Origin of the sequence: Neobacillus sp. C211, assembly GCF_051842875.1 — a bacterium.
Taxonomy (GTDB): Bacteria; Bacillota; Bacilli; order Bacillales; family Cytobacillaceae; genus Neobacillus.
Genome location: NZ_JBPXRO010000005.1, coordinates 50,118 through 71,120, shown reverse-complemented (window position 1 = coordinate 71,120; position 21,003 = coordinate 50,118). Strand labels below are relative to the sequence as shown.

Here is a 21,003-nt window from a genome sequence, read left to right as displayed (position 1 = left end):
ACCAGTCATGGAAGCACCTGTAGAAGTGGCACCGCAACAAGATTTTTGTGTACCTATTACGCCAGTTATGCCTGGCCCTGGATTCTGTCCACCATTTGGAGTGGGTTTCCCGATGGAAATGAACCCGAACCCATTCATGCCTTACCCGCAAATGCAAGGTGGGGGTATGCCGATGCCAATACCTTACCCGCAAATGCAAGATGGTGGTATGTCAATGCCAATGCCTTATCAACAAATGCAAGATGGTGGTATGCCGATGCCAATGCCTTATCAACAAATGCAAGATGGTGGTATGTCGATGCCAATGCAGCCAAGTGGGTATCCTGGTAATGCTCCGTCAGTTGCAGGTGCATCGTTTGTAGCGCCGCATTTCGATGATGAATCATCATCCTTTATGCCGCAGCTACCTGTTATGAACCCAGCGTATAATCCGAGTGCTGTAATGGGTGCGCAATCACCACAGCAGCCAATCGGTTACCCTTCAATGGCCCCAGCAGCTTTTGGTCAAATGCCACAAGGTTATGGCCAACAAATGCCAGCAGGCTATGGTCAAATGCCACAAAGTTATGGCCAACAAGTGCCACCGGGCTATGGTCAAATGCCAGCGGACTATGGACAACAAATGCCAGGAGGATACGGTCAAATGCCAGCGGGCTATGAGCAGCAAATGCCAGCAGGGTATGGCCAACAAGGGCCAGGAGAATATGGTCAAATGCCAGCAGGATATGGCCAACAAGGGCCAGGAGGATATGGTCAAATGCCAGCGGGCTATGAGCAGCAAATGCCAGGAGGCTATGGTCAAATGCCAGCGGGCTATGAGCAGCAAATGCCAGCAGGGTATGGTCAAATGCCAGCGGGCTATGAGCAGCAAATGCCAGCAGGGTATGGTCAAATGCCAGCGGGCACTGGTCAGCAAATACCAGGAGGATATGGTCAAATGCCAGCGGGCATTGGTCAGCAAATGCCAGCAGGATATGGCCAAATGCCAGCGGGCTATGAGCAGCAAATGCCAGGAGGATATGGTCAAATGCCAACAGGTTATCCAATGGAAAGCCCTTCAGGATTCGAGACACTACACAACCCAACTGACTTTGCTCCACATCCAGTAATGCCTGGAAACCCGTTCGGAAATCCAGCAATGGCTAATCCGTATGGAATGGGTGCACCATATGGCCAAATGCCATACGGATACCCGCATATGGGTGGTCCAATGAGTGCACCTGCAGGCTTTGGAACACCAGAAATGGAGGGACCAGGTCCATTCATGCAGCAGCCAAATCCAACACAGGGGTTACCAGTAGGAACCGGAGCGATGGGGGATTGCGGCTGTGGAGCTGCACCAGCTGGAATGCCTAGACCGGAAGCCACACCGCAGCCAGCAGCCATGCCACCAAACTTTGTACCGCCAACGCCGCCAATCTATAGCGCACCATATACAGGACCTGTTAATGCTGCACAGCCTCCTTATATGAATCCATATGGTATGGGTCCGGTTGGAACAAGTCCTTACGGTATGCCGGGTTACGAAGATGAGAGCCTTTAATACAGCAAATAATAAAAAGGGAGACGATGATTATTTTGATCGTCTCCTCTCTTATTTTCAATCAAAGTTCTATGATAGAATCCTTCAGATGATTCCGATTCGAAAATCCGTTATTTTTTTAAGAACGAATAAAAATGATTATGTCATAAAAGGGTATCATACCAACAGTAGACTTAGACTCCAAGAAGCCTTTACAGCAACATTGAAAAAGGAAGGGTTTAAAAAGACATATTTGTTTTTAACATCCCCAGTGAGAGACCAGCTTTTTTTTGAGGGAACTTACTTCGGATGTATGGAGTACATTCCGCCGAATAAAAACGTATTTTCTTTTCATACTCATAAAAATCGCCAAGAAGGAATGGAGTTATTAGAGCAATTTCACCAAACCACAGCTTCGTTTGAATCACGCTATCGAACCTTACTGCCAAAAGGGCACCTTATTGAAAAATGGACAGAAAGGTTAAATGTTTTCTCCAATAATCTTCCCTATCTTGGGTATTTTATCAATGAGCTCTTCATCTCGGAAATGTTGTCTTGGGCAAAATGGTCACTTGAAGGTATGGAAAATAATCGTGTCTTTTTTCAAAAAGAACCAACCGTCATATTGCATGGGGATGTAGCCCATCATAACTTTTTAAGGGATACAGAGGGGCAGTTACATCTCATTGATTTTGATTTAATTAGTATCGGGCCCGCATCATTTGATTATTTACAATATGCAAACCGAATTTTGCCTTTTATCGATTGGTCATTTGACAGACTGTCGAGCCTTAAACAAATTAAAAAATACTTACACGAAGAGGCTTTTTTATTTGCCTTAGCCTATCCCGCCGATATTTTTCGGGAATGGAATCGAATGATCCGTGAAAAATCGTACACAGATCATACAAAATATAAACAGGTAATGGACTTAACCATTAGTCAGTTTTATGCAAGAAAAAAGTTTATTGACCACCTAAGGGAGTTATTGGACTGAGCAGCTTTGGAATTTTCCGTCTGAATGAAATCCCCTCGAAAATAACACCCTATTAATGAGCATGTTAAGCTCATGCTCAGGATGTTAATGGAGGGGGTTTTTCGCTTGAACAAGAAGCAGTGGATGATTCCTCTTTCAGCCGCATTAATGTTGGGGCTGGCTGGATGCGTAAATGATAATAATCGTGCGGGTGTTAATAAAAACAATAACAACTCGTTAAGCCCGGTTGGATATTATTCCAATGAAAACCACCCAACTTCAGATAACGATTTATTTAGGGATGATGACGGGGCAATAACGGAAATGATGGACCATTCTCTTGGGGATGAGGATCAAGTTACAAATGAAAACAGAAGAAGGCAGCTTCAATCACGAGACGAAAATGGAAATCCAAAAAATCCATCATTACCTTTAGCTTCCAAAGACCGTAATTTTTTCCAACGCGATAATCGTTTTAGTACAAGCGATATGAACTATCATGGTCATCTGAATGTAAAAAATGGAAATGCCGGGGTTGTTACGGATCCTGACTTCCAGGATAATTTTACTAATAAAGTCAGAAACAAAGTAGAAGCGATTCCGAACGTACAGACCGTAAGATCCGTCGCTTATGGAAATACTGTCATTGTTTCAGTGGTGTTAAATGATCAAGATAAAGCCTCTGTTACAAAAAGTGCAATTAAGAGAGCTGTGAGGCCTTACGCAAACGGAAGAACGGTAAAGGTCATAACCGATGAAGGAACCCTTGGCCGCGACCGCAATTTCAACAAAGATAATCAACACGAAAAGGGCGGAAGGTAATTCCATCCATGGTAGAGGGTAAAGCTTTCGAGCTTTGCCCTTTTAATATTGCATGAAGGATAAAAAGGCAAAATAAGGCTAAACTAGTACTGGATAGATTGTTCAATTTTTAACAATAAGAGGTGAGTAGCATGAGGTATAAGTGGATGGCATGGTATCGGTATAGTCTCGCCGGATTCGCTGTTCTTCTCTTCATGTTTATTTTTAATGCCAAAGGAATGACCATTATCGCCGCTGCTTCACAAATGGATACCCATAAAAAGACTGAACCTTTACATGTAACCGTTATTTTGGAAAGGGTCTATTTAGATGGGGAAATAAGTCAAGAAGTAGTCCACGAGACTTGCTGGTCTGCCGAGAATTTCTGGGCAAAATATGACCAATGGCAGCTGGCTGATATCGATGATTCGACCATGGTATTTCGGAGACAGGTCAATGACATATCACCATTGCTTAAAGCGAATGGCTTTTTTGGGATAACAGAAGATGGTGTTTTGAGCATTTTTAATGGAAGACCGGACCAATTGAGAATTATTCAATCATTTTTTCAAATAGATATTAAGAAGTTGGAAAGTACGAAGCAAGAAGAACTTCTTCAAGGTATACCAATCAAAACAAAAGATCGATTTGTTGAAGTTTTAGAGACATTTAAGCCTTATTCTTTAAAAAAAGAATAGTAATATCACCGAATCAGACTGATGCCGCCACTTCAGCCTGGTTTTTTTTGAATTCTCCTTGTTCGAGTCGTAATTTTGTGAATCTTAATGATTTATTAGCGGAAAATAGAGTTTAATGGGCGAATTTTGAGGTTTAATGGGCGAATTCCGCAGTCCAATGGGCGAATTTTGAGGTTTAATGAGCGAATTTCGTCATTCAATGAGCGAATCCAACTCTATCAGCGGATCTCAAACTTCTATCAGCGAATTTCTCAGTTCTATCAGCGAATCCCAAATTTCAATCAGCGAATTTCTCAGTTCTATCAGCGGATCTCAAACTTCTATCAGCGAATCCCACAGTTCTATCAGCGAATCCCGAATTCCGAATAGTTTGATGTTTCGTCTACCAGCCTATTTTCTACAACTAACCTAAAATTGTATGATAGAATAAAATACAGTGAAAAACTAGGGGAGAGAATGTAGTGTACGAATTTATAAAAGGGACCGTCGATTTTGTCGGACCAGAATATATAGTTGTTGAGAACAGCGGCATTGGCTACCAGATATCTACACCCAATCCGTTTATTTATGCTAGTAAAATGGAAACAATGGTAACAGTCTATACCTACCACTACGTTCGTGAGGATGTAATGGCCCTGTACGGCTTCGAAACAAGAGAAGAGAAAAAGCTTTTTACAAAATTACTAAATGTATCTGGAATCGGTCCAAAAGGGGCGTTAGCCATCCTTGCTTCCGGTGAAGTACAACAGGTGGTTACTGCCGTTGAAAATGAAGATGAAAGCTTCCTAGTCAAATTCCCCGGGGTCGGCAAAAAAACAGCCCGGCAAATGATATTGGACTTAAAAGGAAAATTGCAGGATATCGTTCCCGACTATTTCCCCAATTTATTTAATACCGACCAACTTCACTTACATACACAAGCAACCAACTCGAACTTGGAAGAAGCAATTCTTGCTCTGAAAGCATTGGGTTATTCCGAAAAGGAAATCAAAAAGATTTCACCTGAGTTAAGAAAAGAACAAATGTCAACGGACCAATACATTAAGATAGCCCTTCAGCGGCTTTTAAAATAGGTGATGATTCATGGATGACCGAATTATTTCGAGTGAAGTCAATGAAAGTGAAATCAGCATAGAACAAAGCCTTAGGCCGCAAACCTTAAGACAATACATCGGACAGGATCAAGTAAAGGAAAATCTTGATATTTATATTAAGGCAGCAAAAATGCGTAAGGAAACGTTAGACCATGTGCTCCTTTATGGTCCGCCGGGATTAGGGAAAACAACACTCGCTGTGATTATCGCCAATGAAATGGGTGTGAACATCCGCACCACATCAGGACCTGCGATTGAAAGGCCTGGTGATTTAGCTGCGATTCTTACTGCACTCGAACCTGGGGACGTTTTATTTATTGATGAAATTCATCGCCTGCAAAGGACGATTGAAGAGGTACTTTACCCAGCGATGGAAGATTTTTGTCTTGATATTGTCATTGGTAAAGGCCCAAGTGCGAGATCAGTCCGCCTCGACCTCCCACCCTTTACGCTTGTTGGAGCGACTACGAGGGCAGGCTCCCTATCAGCTCCTTTAAGAGACCGGTTTGGAGTTTTAAGCCGACTCGAGTATTATAAGGAAGATCAATTAAAAAATATTGTCCTTCGAACAGCGGAAGTGTTCGGTACCGAAATCGATGACCTTTCAGCGCGAGAAATAGCCAGGAGATCAAGAGGGACCCCGAGAATTGCGAATCGTCTTCTTCGCCGGGTTAGAGATTTTGCCCAAGTAAGAGGGAATGGGACGATTGAGCTGGCCCTAGCACGAGAAGCACTCGAACTCCTACAAGTTGATCGACTTGGTTTAGACCATATCGACCATAAACTGCTGAAGGGTATTATCGAAAGATTCCGCGGCGGCCCTGTCGGCCTTGATACGATTGCCGCATCGATTGGGGAAGAAGCCGAAACGATTGAAGATGTGTATGAACCATATTTATTACAAATTGGCTTTTTGCAAAGAACTCCACGGGGCAGGGTGGTAACCCCATTAGTCTATCACCATTTTGGGATGGATTCGCCTGCCACTGATTGATTATTAAATTTAGATTAGGGTGTCATAATATGAAGGTAGATTTGTTTGATTTTCATTTGCCTGAGGAATTAATTGCACAGGTTCCGCTTCAAAATCGGACGGATAGCAGATTAATGGTTCTAGATAAGGAATCAGGCGGAATAAAGCATGAAGTGTTTAAAAATGTTATCGACTATTTGCGTGAAGGAGATTGCCTTGTTTTAAATGATACCAAGGTACTTCCTGCACGTCTTTTTGGCGTCAAAAAAGATACAGGTGCAAAAATCGAAGTCTTACTCTTGAAGCAGCTGGAAGGCGATCAATGGGAGACACTTATCAAGCCTGCAAAAAGAGTAAAAGAAGGAACGGAAATAGATTTCGGTGATGGTCTTCTTACGGCCGTTTGCACTGGGACCTCGGACCATGGCGGGAGAATATTAGATTTTAAATATGAGGGTATTTTTTATGAGGTCCTTGACCAATTAGGTGAAATGCCGCTTCCTCCCTACATAAAAGAGCAGCTCGAGGACCGGGATAGGTATCAGACCGTGTTTGCCCGTGAACCTGGTTCAGCCGCGGCACCAACGGCAGGGCTTCATTTTACAGACAGCTTATTAGAAGCGATTAAAGAAAAAGGTGTTCATATCGCGTTTATTACCCTTCATGTAGGGCTCGGAACCTTCCGTCCTGTAAGTGTAGATGATGTATTGGAACACGATATGCACTCCGAATTTTATATCGTCACTGAGGGGACAGCACGTCTGCTTAACGAGGTACGCAACAATGGAGGCAGAATTATTACCGTTGGGACTACCTCAACACGAACCCTTGAAACGATTGCCTCCGCAAATGATGGCCGTTTTATCGAGGGCAGCGGCTGGACCAATATTTTTATTTACCCAGGGTACGAATTTAAAGCCATTGATGGCATGATAACGAACTTTCATTTGCCAAAATCAACCCTGATTATGCTCGTCAGTGCGTTAGCAGGCAGAGAACATGTTTTACATGCTTATCAAACTGCCGTTACAGAGCGGTATCGTTTTTTTAGCTTTGGCGATGCAATGTTCATCATCTAAGAGGTACATAAGGAAGGAGAAAAAAATTTGACTGCGATTCGTTATGAATTAATCAAGACATGTAAACAAACAGGGGCCAGGCTAGGCAGAGTCCATACTCCTCACGGTTCGTTTGATACCCCTGCATTTATGCCGGTAGGAACGTTGGCAACTGTGAAAACAATGTCCCCCGAAGATTTAAAAGAAATGGGAGCGGGGATCATTTTAAGTAATACCTATCACCTGTGGCTCAGGCCGGGGCACGAAATCATCAGAGAAGCAGGCGGACTACATAAATTTATGAACTGGGATCGAGCTATCCTGACAGATTCGGGCGGATTCCAAGTTTTTAGTTTAAGTGAATTCCGTAAAATTGAGGAAGAAGGAGTCCATTTCCGTAACCATATGAGCGGTGAAAAATTATTTTTATCACCAGAAAAGGCGATGGAAATTCAAAATGCCCTTGGTTCCGATATTATGATGGCCTTTGATGAATGCCCTCCATTCCCTGCAACATATGAGTACATGCAGAAGTCTGTCGAGAGAACATCACGATGGGCGGAGCGCTGTTTAAATGCACATGGACGCCCCAATGACCAAGGCTTATTTGGAATCGTCCAAGGGGGAGAATATGAGGAGCTTCGCAAGCAGAGTGCGAAAGATCTTGTTTCGTTAGATTTCCCTGGCTATGCAGTTGGCGGTTTATCAGTGGGTGAACCAAAGGACATTATGAATCGCATGCTTGAACACACGACACCACTTTTACCTACAAATAAACCAAGGTATTTAATGGGTGTTGGATCACCTGATTCATTAATTGATGGCTCGATTCGCGGAATTGATATGTTCGACTGTGTGCTGCCTACACGAATTGCCAGAAATGGTACATTGATGACAAGCACTGGTCGACTTGTTGTAAAAAATGCACAATTTACGAGAGATTTTGGCCCGCTGGATGAAAATTGCGATTGTTATACCTGCCGAAATTATAGCCGTGCATACATTCGTCACTTAATTAAATGTGACGAAACATTTGGAATTCGTTTAACGTCTTACCATAATCTCTATTTTCTGTTAAGATTAATGGAGAAAGTCAGACAAGCCATCATGGAAGACCGGCTTGGTGATTTTAGAGAAGAATTTTTTGAGCAATATGGTTTTAACAAACCGAATGCGAAAAATTTCTAATAGATAATTTTTGAAAGGAGGGAAACAAGATGTCAGGAGGAATTGGTACCATTGTTCCATTAATATTAATGTTTGTGTTATTTTATTTCCTATTAATTCGCCCGCAGCAAAAGCGCCAGAAAGCGGTTCAGAGAATGCAAAGTGATTTAAAAAAGGGTGATAAAGTTGTCACGATTGGTGGATTACATGGTTTTATAGATTCAATTGATGAGAATAAAGCCGTAATTAAATGTGGTGACGGAAGCCGTCTTACATTTGACCGTAATGCCATTCGTGAAGTCACAGCGGATGCAAGTGAAGGAAGCGTCAATCTAACAAAATAGGAACAAACGAAAAGGAAGCCGTCCTGTATGGCTTCCTTTAATTTATTAATTATCTAGCTCCAGCGCCAAGCAGCCCCAGCCCTTCCTCTTTTCGATGTTAAGCGGATCTCCGTGAATTGTTGGTAGAAATGTTTACCCCTAAAATTCCACCCATCATCGCAATTAAGGTATAGCAAGTATGATAAATTACTTGTTCGGCGTTAAACAGGCGATCATATCCTAAGTATTGGAATAAAAAGACAACGATCGAGTAGATAAGTCCAGTTAGTCCACCAATAAGCCAACCCTTTTCTTTTCTTTTCCCGCCAGATAGAAAACCGCCTCCGAATAGCCCAATGAATGATAATGCCGTGACGACATATTGTAGTGATACTTCACGAGCAGACGTAAATTTGAGAATAAACGCAAAAATAATGCTGCATATCACGGCAAATACAAGAATAAAAATTAATCCGTACAGAATTGAAGTACCAAAGCTTTTCGATTCGATTTTAACTCTCCCCCTTCAGTCGCCTTCAGGCCGGCAAATAGGCCTAAATGTAAAGTACCGCCAGACCCTAGATACATGTTTCACTCCTAGTACAAGCGTATTCGTAGAAGGCGGAAAGTAGAATAAGTTTCCGTAAATTTTTCAAATGTAAGAGCGGGTTGGTATTTTATTCCGCTAATTTTTTGTCCATTTCTGCAAATAATACCGTTGAACGTAAAAAAAGGGGCGACGGTTGTGGAGGATTATTTAACGATTGTATTTCGAACGCTTTTATTTTATGCAGTTATCCTTGTCATTTTTCGAGTCATGGGGAAAAGGGAAATTGGGGAATTAAGCATTTTAGATCTAGTTGTTTTTATTATGATTGGTGAGATGGCAGTTGTGGCCATCGAAAGAATTCATACACCTTTGTTCCATACGGTGGTTCCAATGGTGTTGCTCATGTTGATTCAAATAACCTTAGCCATCTTTTCGTTGAAAAGTAAAAAATTTCGTAATCTGATTGATGGGCAGCCAAGCATTATTATTAATAGGGGGAAAATAGATGAGAACGCAATGCGGAAGCAGCGGTACAATTTTGATGATTTAATGACCCAGCTCCGAGAAAAGAACATTCGCAGTATTGCAGACGTGGAGTTTGCAATATTAGAATCCTCCGGAAGTTTGTCTGTCATTGAAAAATTAAAGAATAATAATAATGAATCTGAACTAGGCGATATTACCATCCCTTTAATCCTAGATGGAAACATTGAAGAAGAAAGTTTAAAAAGAATTAACAAAACAAATCTCTGGCTTCGGCAGGAATTGAAAAAACAGGGCTATCGCGATGTGAAGAAGATTTCTTTTTGCAGTTATGAAAATGGGAAATTCTTTATTGATCTACAGGATGAATGAACAAAAGACACGCTAAGAATGCGTGTCTTATTATTTAGAAAGTAATTAGGCAAACAAGTTTCGAAGCCAGGGAATACGTTTTAGCTCTTCCTTTTTAATAAGACCTAACAAAATAATCATGATCAAATAGGAAATGGACATGGCCATTAACGAAAATATTACCTTAATGGTTAACGGTTCAGTTAGGAAGGTGTTCTTAAATAACCAATAGCCTAACCAACCTGTAGCTCCCATGACTAGAAGTCCCTTCAGATAATCGCGAACGTAAAATGAGAAGGAAATCTTTTTTAATACCGTTGCAAAATGAAGAACAGTGACTAATACAAAGCCAACGATAATTCCTAATGCCACCCCGTTAATTCCAAATGAGGCTTGCGAAGCCAGTAAAAAAATCACAGCTGTCTTAACGATGGCACCAATAAGACTATTAATCATCGCTGCTCGTGCAAGATTTAATGCTTGTAACACAGCTTGTAACGGTCCTTGATAGTAATAGAATAAAAAGAAGGGAGCCATTAATCTAATAAAATAAGAGCCCTTTGCTGAGCCATACATGAGTTCCATCAATGGGTCAGCCAGCACATATAGAACGACAACGGCCAGTCCACCCGATAAAAAGGCAAAGCGCAATGCTTGCTGTAACCGGTATTCAATCAATTTTTTGTTGTTCTGCGTATTGGCTTCGCTAATCGCAGGCACAAGTGATGTAGCTAAAGAAAAGGTGATGAAAGACGGTAACATTAACAGTGGCATCGCAAAACCCGTTAAGGCACCGTATTGTTTGGTAGCTTCTACAGTGATGACACCAGCAAGGGCTAAGCTATGGACGACAACAATGGGTTCAAAGAACCATGCCACAGATCCAATCATTCTGCTCCCCATTGTCGGTAAGGCGATATCCATGAGTTCTTTGAAGGTTTGTTTCCCGCTGTGGACAAATTGAAAGAAATTTTTCCTAAGCCTAAAACGTTTTTTTAATTTAAAGGCAGTCATTAAGTAGATGAGTGAGACAAGTTCGCCGATTACAGATGAAACCATTGCTGCTGCAGCGGCATATTCAATTCCATAAGGAAGGAACGCTTTTGTCATCACAGCAATCAAAGTAATTCGCACAAATTGTTCTAAAATTTGTGAGATTGCCGAGGGACGCATGTTTTGTCTGCCTTGAAAGTAGCCCCGAAGCACAGAGGAAATCGCAATTACTGGAACCACAGGAGCTATTGCAATTAAAGGATAAAAGGTTCTTGGGTCAGTAAACAATGTTTTTGATAGAATCGGTGCAAGTAAGATTAGCGCTGGCGTAAATATAAGTGATAAAGAAATAGTCGTCGCTAGGGATACAACAAGAATTTTTTTTATCTCTGCAAAATTTCCTTTTGCTTCTGCCTCCGCGATATTTTTTGAAATAGCAACAGGGAGCCCTAACTGAGTTAGCGTCACTACTAGGATGAATGTAGGAAACGCCATCATGTATAAGCCAACACCTTCTTCCCCAATACTCCTTGCTATTACAATCCGATTAATAAAACCAAGGACTCTTGTAACAAGACCTGCGATTAATAGGATAAAAGTCCCCTTTAAAAACTTCGACATGCAGATTCCCACCTTCTCAAATAAGAAGAATTCATATACAATTATCTATATGCCTAATGGTGGACAAAGCATGACAAGTAGTAAAAGCTTTTTGAAAAGTTCAATTCAGTTGGGAGAGCTCCCAAGGAGGCAGTCATAATGGATAATAGTCACAGATTCGAACATTTTCGCACCCAGGTCCAACCAGCAGTAGCAAGTAAACTCACGGAGTTTCAATTGCTAGGGATTGATTCTGTAACGGAGAAGGAACTTTGGGATTTTTTAATTAAGAAAAAGTGGAAAAAGGTAAAGGAAGAAATGAAACTGTACGAAATTATCCAAGAAATCCTGTCTGTTAAGGCGAGCGATTATCTCAGCTTCGCGACGATTGAAGCATATAAAACGACCGAATTCTCATTTGATGATGAAGATGAATTGAAAGAGCTTTTAAAATAAAAATGCCTTATGAATTCATATTATTGTAAATTGACAGCCAATCTAACTTCTTTCATAATGAAGGAAGTGACTTTTTGGTAATTTATATAAGGATTATACGGAACAGTGCTAATGCACATGCACTAAGGAGGAACAATACATAATGGTAAAGCGCAGTAGAATTGTTGCTTTTTTTCTTGTCGTCCTAATTATAGGAAGCACAATGGGAGCAACAACTAAGAACATCTTAAACAATATGAAGCTAGGACTAGACCTTCAAGGTGGATTTGAGGTTTTGTACGATGTTAAGGAAGCGAAAAAAGGTCAAAAGATTGACAAAGAGGTATTGGCAAGTACCGCTGAGGCACTCGACAAGCGGATCAATGTCCTTGGGGTGAGTGAACCTAGTATTCAAATTGAAGGAAAGAACCGGATTCGTGTGCAGCTTGCTGGGGTAACAGACCAGAATAAAGCTCGCGAAATCTTATCTACTCAAGCAAATCTAACCTTCCGTGATGCTAATGACCGTCTGATGATGGATGGTTCTGACCTAAAACAAGGCGGAGCTAAGCAAACTTTTGATGAAAATGGTGCACCAAGCGTTTCTTTAACATTAAAAAGTGCCGATAAATTCCGCAAGGTGTCCGAAGAAATTATGAAAATGGCACCAAACAATGTTCTAGTTATTTGGCTGGATTTTGAAGAAGGAAAAGACTCTTTTAAAAAGGAAGTAACAAAAGCGAACCCAAAATTTTTATCAGCCCCAACAGTAAAGCAAATATTTAATCAAAATACAGTTTCGATTGTTGGCAGTTTTACTGCAAAAGAATCTCAAACCTTGGCTTCACTTTTAAATGCAGGCTCCTTACCGGTTAAGTTAAAAGAGGTGTACTCAACTTCCGTCGGAGCTAAGTTCGGGGAACAGGCATTGCATGATACGGTCTTAGCTGGAATCATTGGTGTTGTCATCATATATCTTTTCATGCTTTTCTATTACCGTTTTCCAGGTTTCATTGCTACTGTTACGTTATCAATTTATATATTTCTCGTCTTATTAATTTTCGATTGGATGAATGGGGTTCTGACCTTGCCGGGAATTGCCGCGATCATTCTCGGAATCGGAATGGCTGTCGACGCCAACATTATTACTTATGAACGGATTAGAGAAGAACTAAAGGTAGGCAGAAGCATTAAATCAGCGTTCCAAGCTGGTGAGCAGCATGCTTTTACAGCTATTCTTGACGCAAACTTAACAACAATCTTAACAGCTTGTGTATTATTCTTTTACGGGACAAGCTCTGTAAAAGGGTTTGCGACAATGTTAATAGTGAGTGTCCTGATGAGCTTCCTCACAAATGTTTACGGTGCAAGATTATTGCTGGGGCTATGGGTCCAAAGCGGTTTGTTAAATAATAAACCTGGTTGGTTTTCAGTACGCAAGTCCCAAATTAAATCTATTAACGATAATGTAGATACAATCGATCTTCCGACTCGATTTGATAAAATTGATTTTGTTAGACTTAGGAATAAAGTATTCATCCTATCCGGTGTTCTTCTAGTTGCAGGTGTAATCATTCTCGCTATTTTCCGTATGAATTTAGGAATTGATTTTTCAAGCGGAACACGTGTAGAGGTTCAATCAAAAACACCTTTAACCACTACCCAGGTGGAAAATGCTTTTAACAAACTTCATTTAACTCCAGATGATGTCGTCATTTCTGGTGATAAAAAGCAAATTGGTGCCGTCCGAATGATTGGGGTACTGTCAAAAGATGAGATTTCAACTTTAAAAGCAGATTTTAAAAAGCAATTTGGCTATGAGCCGAATGTTAGTACCGTTTCTCCGACGATTGGAAAAGAACTAGCGAAAAATGCCTTTTTTGCCGTCTTGATTGCCTCAATTGGTATCATTCTCTACGTTTCGATTCGATTTGAAGCTTATATGGCAATCGCCGCGATTGCTGCGATCCTTCATGATGCATTTTTCATGATTGCTATTTTTAGTATTACAAGACTTGAAGTAGATTTAAACTTTATCGCCGCGATTTTGACCATTATTGGTTACTCAAACCATGATACGATTGTTACTTTCGATAGGGTTCGCGAGAATATGCAAAAGAAAAAACGGCTTAAAACGGTTCAGGATATTGCTGAAGTGGTAAATGTTAGTATTCGCCAAACTTTAACACGGTCGTTTAACACCGTTTTAACAGTGCTCATTACGACAGTATGCTTAATGATTTTTGGAAGCCCGGCGATACGCAATTTCTCTATCGCTTTATTCGTTGGATTAATTATTGGGGTATATTCCTCCGTCTTTGTCGCAGGTTCTTTATGGTATGTGATGAAATGTAAAGAGTTGAAGAAGAAGGGCGTTATTAAAACGGTAAAAGAGAAAAGAAAGTACTCTGATCAACCACAAGTATAAATTTAGTTGAAACCGCAGATATCCTGCGGTTTTTCTTTTGATTGAAAGCTGTATCCTACTCCTGTATAATAAGAAGGTCTGAGGGGTGAACATACACATGTTAAGTTCGAAAACAAGATGGATTGTTCGGAAATCCGATGAACAACTGATCAAAAAGCTAGAAACTGAATTGAAAATAACGCCTCTTGTCGCTTCACTGCTTGTCAACCGTGGCTTTAATACCGTTGAGTCTGCACGGTATTTTTTATTTGGAAAGGAAGAGTTCCACGATCCCTTTCTCCTAATAGGAATGGATATTGCAGTTACGAGAATTCGTGAAGCCATCGAAAACCAAGAGCCAATCCTCATATTCGGCGATTATGACGCTGATGGAGTAAGCAGCACATCAGTATTAATGATCACGCTTCGTGACCTTGGTGCAAATGTTCAATTTTACATCCCTAATCGTTTTACTGAAGGATATGGCCCGAATGAGGCCGCATTCCGGAGTGCAGCAGAAAATGGAATAAATTTAATTATTACTGTGGATACTGGAATATCAGCTACCTATGAGGCATCCGTTGCAAAAGAGCTAGGCATGGATCTCATCATTACCGATCACCATGAGCCTGGGCCGGTATTACCTGAGGCGCTTGCGATTATTCATCCCAAGCTTCCTGATAGTACCTATCCGTTTCGTGAACTGGCAGGAGTGGGTGTAGCCTTTAAACTTGCCCATGCGCTTTACGGGGAGGTTCCGGAGCATTTGTTAGAAATAGCTGTGATTGGGACGATTGCGGATTTAGTCTCGTTAAAGGATGAGAATCGCCTGATCGCTAAAAAAGGACTTGAAAAACTAAAAACAACGAATAATATTGGCCTTAGAGCCATTTTAAAGCTGGCAGGGGTCGATCCCATGTCGATAAATGAAGAAACAATTGGCTTTACCCTCGCGCCAAGGATTAATGCCGTGGGGCGTTTAGAAGATGCTGACTTAGCCGTTCAGCTGATCTTAACCGATGATCCACTTGAAGCAGAAAGCCTAGCATCAGAAATGGATGCTCTCAATAAGTCAAGACAGTCGATTGTTAATTCGATTACGACTGAGGCGATGGAAGAGGTTGAAAAGAATTTCCCAATCGAGTCTAATAAAGTTCTAGTCATCGGTAAGGAAGGCTGGAATGCCGGAGTCATCGGAATTGTTGCCTCAAGACTCGTTGAAAAGTATTACCGGCCAACGATTGTACTGAATTTTGACCCGGATAAGGGAGTGGCAAAGGGGTCGGCCCGCAGTATTGCAGGTTTTGACCTATTTAAAAATTTATCAACCTGCCGTGATATTTTGCCGCATTTTGGCGGTCACCCCATGGCAGCAGGGATGACCTTAAACCTAGAGAATGTTGCGGAACTCCGCACAAGGTTAAATTTACTGGCAGAAGAACAACTGACTCCTGAGGATTTAATTCCAGTAACATTTCTCGATGAGGAAATTAAACTTCAACATGTGAATCTATCATCATTAGATGAAATGAGTCTACTTGCTCCTTTTGGAATGGACAACCCCAAACCAAAGGTTTTAATAAACAATGTCGATATTACAAATATCAGAAAAATTGGCAGTGAGCAAAACCACTTAAAGGTATTAGTGAATGAAAGTGGTGCTAATCTGGATGGGGTAGGCTTTGGTTTAGGACCCTTAGTGGATCATATATCACCTGCATCAAAAATTTCGTTAATTGGAGAATTATCTGTTAACGAATGGAACAATATACGTAAACCACAAATTTTCATCCACGATATTGCCGTGGAGTCATGGCAATTATTTGATTATCGCGGACAAAAGCGGATCAACAGCCTTTCAAATGCTGTCCCAGCTGATAACAGGAAATTTATTATTTTTAATCAAGAACACCTTGAAAAAATAAATCCTAATATAATCGATGAGACCATTTTTATTAAAGATGTGGAAGATGCAAAATCGTTCGATGGGAACAAGGCAAATATTGTTCTGGTTGACTTTCCTTCATCAAAAGAAATCCTAAAGGTTTTATTTAAAGGGAAACAACCAGCTAGGATTTATGCTTATTTTTATAAAGAATCCAGTGATTTCTTTAGTACTGTCCCGACTCGTGACCATTTTAAATGGTTTTATGCTTTTCTGTTAAAAAAGGGTCCTATCGATCTTAAACGACATGGGGGTGACCTCGCAAAGCATCGCGGTTGGTCGCAGGAAACGATAAACTTTATGTCAAAGGTGTTTTCTGACCTGGATTTTGTTACAATAAACAATGGATTTATAACTTTAAACACCGGAGCGCAAAAGCGTGACCTAACTGACTCTCGAACCTACCAAATAAAACAAGCACAATATGAACTTGAAAGAGAACTATTGTTTTCATCCTTCCAGGATTTAAAAGCCTGGTTCGATCAAGTTATTAAAGAGTCGGTTGAAACTGAGGAGGCAATTGAAGAATGGACTTAAAAGAATTTATTACAATCGTACCTGACTGGCCAAAAGAAGGAATTAAATTTAAAGATATCACCCCTTTAATGAATGATGGTGAGGCCTATAAATATGCAACAGACCAAATCGTTGCTTATGCAAAAGAAAGACAAATTGATCTGATTGTTGGACCTGAAGCCCGAGGATTTATTATTGGCTGTCCGGTTGCATATGCCTTAGGCGTAGGCTTTGCCCCAGTCCGTAAAGAAGGTAAACTTCCACGGGAAACGATTAAAGTTGGTTACGGGCTTGAATATGGCAAAGATGTTCTAACCATCCATAAAGATGCCATCCATCCAGGCCAACGTGTCTTAATCACGGATGATTTATTGGCTACAGGCGGAACAATCGATGCGACGATTCAATTAGTGGAGCAACTTGGCGGGGTGGTTGCAGGAATTGCTTTCTTAGTTGAGTTAAGTTATTTAGAAGGTAGAAAAAAACTTGATGGTTATGATGTTTTAACATTGATGCATTATTAAACCATTAAAGAGGGCACTCAGGGCGAGTGCTCTCTTTATATAAAAAAGCGGAAGCGCCCGTTTAGCATAATTTTTACTGAATAGTGTGGAAAAAGACTCTCAATCTCTTTACATCTTGGCTTTTTTTTTCGATAATAATAACAATCATTCCTATTTAGAACAAATTTTTAGAGAATGACATTTATATAAATAAAATGAGACGAAAATAAAGGTGATTTCATGGCGAATGATCTAGTGTTAACAGCCGACCAAGTCATCGACAAGACTCGGAATTATTTAAATGATGAACATGTTAAATTTTTGGAAAAAGCATACGAATTTGCAAAACATGCTCATCGTGAACAATATAGAAAATCGGGCGAACCGTACATTATTCATCCGATCCAGGTTGCTGGCATTCTAGCTGACTTGGAGATGGATCCTGCCACGGTTGCAGCTGGTTTTCTTCATGACGTCGTTGAAGATACGAGTATATCTTTAAAAGATATTGAGTCTTCTTTTAATGACGAAGTGGCCATGCTTGTCGACGGCGTAACCAAATTAGGGAAAATTAAATATAAATCTCACGAGGAACAGCAGGCAGAGAACCACAGAAAAATGTTTGTGGCAATGGCCCAGGATATCCGGGTCATCCTAATTAAGCTTGCCGACCGTTTGCATAATATGCGGACACTTAAACATCTTCCTTTAGAAAAGCAGCGTCGGATTTCAAATGAAACACTTGAAATTTTTGCGCCTTTGGCACATCGTCTTGGTATTTCTAAGATTAAATGGGAACTGGAAGATACAGCCTTAAGGTATTTAAATCCGCAGCAATATTATCGAATTGTTAACTTAATGAAAAAGAAGCGCGCTGAACGTGAGCAATATTTAGTGGATGTCATTGAAGAAGTAAAGAACCGAATGGGTGAAGTGTCGATTAAAGCAGAGCTTTCTGGCCGTCCGAAGCATATTTATAGCATTTATCGGAAAATGGCTTTGCAAAACAAGCAGTTCAGTGAAATTTATGATTTGCTAGCTGTTCGAATCGTCGTAAACAGTATTAAAGATTGCTATGCTGTTTTAGGGATTATTCACACTTGCTGGAAACCAATGCCCGGCCGTTTCAAGGATTATATCGCGATGCCGAAGCCTAATATGTATCAATCCTTGCATACTACCGTAATCGGCCCAAAAGGAGATCCGCTTGAGGTTCAAATTAGAACGTATGAGATGCATCGGATTGCTGAATTCGGGGTGGCAGCACACTGGGCTTATAAAGAGGGCAAAGAAGCACTTAACGAGAGCACTTCGTTTGAACAGAAATTAACCTGGTTCAGAGAAATACTGGAGTTCCAAAATGATACCGCCAATGCGGAAGAGTTTATGGAGTCATTGAAAATTGACTTATTTTCGGATATGGTTTTTGTGTTTACACCAAAAGGTGATGTCATGGAGTTGCCGTCTGGTTCTGTTCCTATTGATTTTGCTTATCGAATTCACTCCGAAATTGGCAATAAGACGATAGGCGCAAAAGTGAATGGCAAAATGGTGACGCTGGACTACCGGCTTAAAACTGGTGATATCATCGAAATCCTTACATCGAAACATTCATACGGTCCAAGTCAGGATTGGTTGAAGCTGGCGCAAACATCGCAAGCGAAAAACAAGATCCGGGCCTTCTTTAAGAAGCAGCGCCGCGATGAAAATGTCGATAAAGGCAAAGAGATGGTTGAAAAAGAAATTCGTAATATGGAGTTTGATATCAAAGAAATATTGACCTCTGACAATCTGAAAAAGGTTGCTGAAAAGTTTAATTTCTCCAGTGAAGAAGATATGTATGCAGCGGTTGGTTATAATGGTGTAACGGCTTTACAGGTCGCCAACCGATTAACCGAGAAATGGCGCAAAAAGAGGGATCAGGAGCAGAGTTCGAATATTACCAATGCCATAACGGACCTAAAAACCTTCCCATCTTCCAAAAAACGTGAATCCGGTGTCCGAGTTTCCGGGATTGATAATTTACTGATTCGGTTATCAAGATGCTGTAATCCGGTTCCAGGCGATGAAATTGTTGGTTTTATTACAAAAGGCCGCGGGGTCTCTGTACATCGTTCGGACTGTACGAACATTGATTCTAATGATGCTCAGTCTAGGTTAATCCCGGTAGAGTGGGAATCATCCTTAAATGATCGGAAAGAATATAATGTTGATATTGAAATTAACGGTTATGACCGTAGAGGGCTTCTGAATGAAGTACTTCAAGCTGTAAATGAAACGAAAACAAATATCTCTGCCGTTTCAGGCAAATCGGATCGGAATAAAATGGCGACGATTAGCATGTCGATTGCCATACACAATGTGAACCATTTGCAAAAGGTGGTTGAACGAATTAAACAGATCCACGATATTTATTCCGTCCGTCGAATGATGAATTAAGGAGTTTCAAAAAATGCGTGTAGTTGTTCAACGAAGTAAAGGTGCCAACGTAACTGTTGGCGGGGAAGTAACTGGTCAAATAACAAAGGGGCTTGTCTTACTTGTCGGTATCACCCATGCTGACAAGGAAGAGGATGCCATCTACCTAGCCGATAAAATTGCCAACCTCCGTATTTTTGAGGATGCTGATGAAAAGATGAATCTATCTTTATTAGATGTTGGCGGTGAAATTCTTTCTGTTTCGCAATTTACTCTTTACGGTGATTGCCGAAAGGGGAGAAGGCCAAACTTCATGGATGCGGCCCGGCCAGACCAAGCTGTTCAACTATATGAGTTACTTAACAGCTTGCTGTTAGAAAAAGGGATTCGTGTTGAAACCGGCATATTCGGTGCGATGATGGATGTCGAACTCATCAATGACGGTCCCGTGACGTTGATACTTGAAAGTAAATCATAAAAAAGGCTTGGCACTTTCGATTAGGTGCTAAGTCTTTTTTGTTTTTGTATTGGAAAAGCCCTTTTAATTGAAGGCAGGGAAATCATTATTTCAAATTACAACACTCAAGTAGAAAAAAATCAAGAAACAATATAAGACCATATGAATCACAAATCGTTCGTCTTTAATTTGAGTACCATTAATTTCGCTTTTACTTATTACTTCCATTGTAAAAATTAACCGGACGAATCGATTGATTTGTCCGGTTAATAAAAGCTTTATTTATCCTGTTTAACAAAATAATGGCTCTTTCTGTAAACCATCGCTTCCATTGTTGCGATTAGTTCATTTTCACTTTGGACATCGATTTTGTACCAAGCGAGTTTGTGATTTTTCTTTATTTCTTTTGCATTTGCAGTTAAGGTCCTGCCACGTTTGCCAGCTGATATAAAGTTAACATTGGTTGTGACACCCACAGCTGTTTTGCCATATGAGTTGCTCGCTGCGGCAAATACGTAATCTGCAAGTGAAAAGATAATGGCACCGTGAACTGTTCCATGTGCATTAAGCATCCGGTCGTCAGGAATTAATTCCGCTTCCGCTGTGCCGGGTCCGAGATTTGTCAGCTTCATGCCAAGAAAAGATGCAAATGGTTCGTCTTTCAGAACTTGCTTAATTTCATCGTAATGTAAATCGTGAATTGCCTGATCATCTAATTGAATTGTCATGGAAT

At 40.7% G+C, this 21,003-nt stretch carries 18 protein-coding genes; 15 read left to right on the top strand and 3 right to left on the bottom strand.

The features are described 5' to 3' along the window. Positions 1-1,529 precede the first annotated feature (1,529 nt). The 8 genes from ACSU6B_RS06830 (at position 1,530) to yajC (ending at position 8,633) form a co-directional block, all read left to right on the top strand. A complete protein-coding gene (locus ACSU6B_RS06830; RefSeq protein WP_215000791.1) occupies positions 1,530-2,519 on the top strand; it encodes a phosphotransferase in 990 nt (329 codons plus the stop codon). Positions 2,520-2,624: 105 nt separating this feature from the next. Further along, positions 2,625-3,320, top strand: coding sequence for a YhcN/YlaJ family sporulation lipoprotein (locus tag ACSU6B_RS06825; protein WP_410883839.1), 696 nt, complete (start codon positions 2,625-2,627; stop codon positions 3,318-3,320). Positions 3,321-3,451: 131 nt separating this feature from the next. Beyond that, a complete protein-coding gene (locus ACSU6B_RS06820) occupies positions 3,452-3,997 on the top strand; it encodes a BofC C-terminal domain-containing protein (RefSeq protein ID WP_410883837.1) in 546 nt (181 codons plus the stop codon). Between the two features lie 461 nt (positions 3,998-4,458). Beyond that, positions 4,459-5,070, top strand: a complete 612-nt coding sequence (ruvA, locus tag ACSU6B_RS06815; RefSeq protein WP_410883835.1) for a Holliday junction branch migration protein RuvA — start codon at positions 4,459-4,461, stop codon at positions 5,068-5,070. A gap of 10 nt (positions 5,071-5,080) precedes the next feature. After that, positions 5,081-6,085, top strand: a complete 1,005-nt coding sequence (gene ruvB, locus ACSU6B_RS06810; protein WP_410883833.1) for a Holliday junction branch migration DNA helicase RuvB — start codon at positions 5,081-5,083, stop codon at positions 6,083-6,085. Positions 6,086-6,114: 29 nt separating this feature from the next. Next, the gene (gene queA / locus ACSU6B_RS06805; RefSeq protein ID WP_410883831.1) at positions 6,115-7,143 is read left to right on the top strand and encodes a tRNA preQ1(34) S-adenosylmethionine ribosyltransferase-isomerase QueA; all 1,029 of its coding nucleotides are present in this window, start codon (positions 6,115-6,117) and stop codon (positions 7,141-7,143) included. A gap of 27 nt (positions 7,144-7,170) precedes the next feature. After that, the gene (gene tgt / locus ACSU6B_RS06800) at positions 7,171-8,310 is read left to right on the top strand and encodes a tRNA guanosine(34) transglycosylase Tgt (protein ID WP_410883829.1); all 1,140 of its coding nucleotides are present in this window, start codon (positions 7,171-7,173) and stop codon (positions 8,308-8,310) included. A gap of 29 nt (positions 8,311-8,339) precedes the next feature. Further along, positions 8,340-8,633 carry a preprotein translocase subunit YajC gene (yajC, locus tag ACSU6B_RS06795; protein ID WP_088089120.1) on the top strand — a complete coding sequence of 98 codons (294 nt, stop codon included), beginning with the start codon at positions 8,340-8,342 and terminating at the stop codon, positions 8,631-8,633. A gap of 97 nt (positions 8,634-8,730) precedes the next feature. Here the strand turns inward: yajC and ACSU6B_RS06790 are convergent, their stop codons facing one another. Further along, positions 8,731-9,060: a TIGR04086 family membrane protein gene (locus ACSU6B_RS06790; RefSeq protein ID WP_308162505.1), complete on the bottom strand. Its 330-nt coding sequence runs from the start codon at positions 9,058-9,060 to the stop codon at positions 8,731-8,733. Between the two features lie 297 nt (positions 9,061-9,357). On the opposite strand from ACSU6B_RS06790, the gene ACSU6B_RS06785 reads away from it, so the two are divergent. Then, positions 9,358-10,017 (top strand): DUF421 domain-containing protein, encoded by a 660-nt coding sequence (locus ACSU6B_RS06785; protein WP_215000771.1) that lies wholly within the window; start codon positions 9,358-9,360, stop codon positions 10,015-10,017. Positions 10,018-10,062: 45 nt separating this feature from the next. Here the strand turns inward: ACSU6B_RS06785 and spoVB are convergent, their stop codons facing one another. After that, positions 10,063-11,610 (bottom strand): stage V sporulation protein B, encoded by a 1,548-nt coding sequence (spoVB, locus tag ACSU6B_RS06780; RefSeq protein WP_410883826.1) that lies wholly within the window; start codon positions 11,608-11,610, stop codon positions 10,063-10,065. 138 nt (positions 11,611-11,748) lie between these two features. Here spoVB and ACSU6B_RS06775 point away from each other — a divergent pair, with 138 nt between their 5' ends. The 6 genes from ACSU6B_RS06775 to dtd all read left to right on the top strand — a co-directional run bounded on the left by ACSU6B_RS06775 (position 11,749) and on the right by dtd (position 20,291). Further along, positions 11,749-12,045 carry a post-transcriptional regulator gene (locus ACSU6B_RS06775; RefSeq protein WP_168245199.1) on the top strand — a complete coding sequence of 99 codons (297 nt, stop codon included), beginning with the start codon at positions 11,749-11,751 and terminating at the stop codon, positions 12,043-12,045. A 142-nt stretch (positions 12,046-12,187) separates the two neighbouring features. Beyond that, positions 12,188-14,452, top strand: coding sequence for a protein translocase subunit SecDF (gene secDF, locus ACSU6B_RS06770; protein ID WP_215000762.1), 2,265 nt, complete (start codon positions 12,188-12,190; stop codon positions 14,450-14,452). 97 nt (positions 14,453-14,549) lie between these two features. After that, on the top strand, positions 14,550-16,913 hold the full coding sequence (gene recJ, locus ACSU6B_RS06765) for a single-stranded-DNA-specific exonuclease RecJ (protein WP_410883824.1): 2,364 nt from the start codon (positions 14,550-14,552) through the stop codon (positions 16,911-16,913). Then, complete coding sequence (locus ACSU6B_RS06760; protein WP_410883822.1) at positions 16,904-17,416, top strand: adenine phosphoribosyltransferase; 513 nt, start codon at positions 16,904-16,906, stop codon at positions 17,414-17,416. The genes recJ and ACSU6B_RS06760 overlap by 10 nt, the downstream gene beginning before the upstream one ends. A gap of 219 nt (positions 17,417-17,635) precedes the next feature. Further along, positions 17,636-19,834, top strand: coding sequence for a RelA/SpoT family protein (locus tag ACSU6B_RS06755; protein WP_215000756.1), 2,199 nt, complete (start codon positions 17,636-17,638; stop codon positions 19,832-19,834). Positions 19,835-19,847: 13 nt separating this feature from the next. Continuing rightward, the gene (gene dtd, locus ACSU6B_RS06750) at positions 19,848-20,291 is read left to right on the top strand and encodes a D-aminoacyl-tRNA deacylase (RefSeq protein ID WP_410883820.1); all 444 of its coding nucleotides are present in this window, start codon (positions 19,848-19,850) and stop codon (positions 20,289-20,291) included. A 257-nt stretch (positions 20,292-20,548) separates the two neighbouring features. On the opposite strand, the gene ACSU6B_RS06745 is transcribed toward dtd, so the two are convergent. Then, positions 20,549-20,998, bottom strand: a complete 450-nt coding sequence (locus ACSU6B_RS06745) for a PaaI family thioesterase (protein WP_410883818.1) — start codon at positions 20,996-20,998, stop codon at positions 20,549-20,551. Positions 20,999-21,003: the final 5 nt, after the last annotated feature.

Bases quoted from the DNA above. Each gene is read 5' to 3' on its own strand.
- dtd (WP_410883820.1), top strand. From the start codon at position 19,848: ATGCGTGTAGTTGTTCAACGAAGTAAAGGTGCCAACGTAACTGTTGGC.
- ACSU6B_RS06755 (WP_215000756.1), top strand. From the start codon at position 17,636: ATGGCGAATGATCTAGTGTTAACAGCCGACCAAGTCATCGACAAGACT.
- ACSU6B_RS06775 (WP_168245199.1), top strand. From the start codon at position 11,749: ATGGATAATAGTCACAGATTCGAACATTTTCGCACCCAGGTCCAACCA.
- ruvB (WP_410883833.1), top strand. From the start codon at position 5,081: ATGGATGACCGAATTATTTCGAGTGAAGTCAATGAAAGTGAAATCAGC.
- ACSU6B_RS06830 (WP_215000791.1), top strand. From the start codon at position 1,530: ATGAGAGCCTTTAATACAGCAAATAATAAAAAGGGAGACGATGATTAT.
- yajC (WP_088089120.1), top strand. From the start codon at position 8,340: ATGTCAGGAGGAATTGGTACCATTGTTCCATTAATATTAATGTTTGTG.
- ACSU6B_RS06820 (WP_410883837.1), top strand. From the start codon at position 3,452: ATGAGGTATAAGTGGATGGCATGGTATCGGTATAGTCTCGCCGGATTC.
- queA (WP_410883831.1), top strand. From the start codon at position 6,115: ATGAAGGTAGATTTGTTTGATTTTCATTTGCCTGAGGAATTAATTGCA.
- ACSU6B_RS06760 (WP_410883822.1), top strand. From the start codon at position 16,904: ATGGACTTAAAAGAATTTATTACAATCGTACCTGACTGGCCAAAAGAA.
- recJ (WP_410883824.1), top strand. From the start codon at position 14,550: ATGTTAAGTTCGAAAACAAGATGGATTGTTCGGAAATCCGATGAACAA.
- secDF (WP_215000762.1), top strand. From the start codon at position 12,188: ATGGTAAAGCGCAGTAGAATTGTTGCTTTTTTTCTTGTCGTCCTAATT.
- spoVB (WP_410883826.1), bottom strand. From the start codon at position 11,610: ATGTCGAAGTTTTTAAAGGGGACTTTTATCCTATTAATCGCAGGTCTT.
- ACSU6B_RS06745 (WP_410883818.1), bottom strand. From the start codon at position 20,998: ATGACAATTCAATTAGATGATCAGGCAATTCACGATTTACATTACGAT.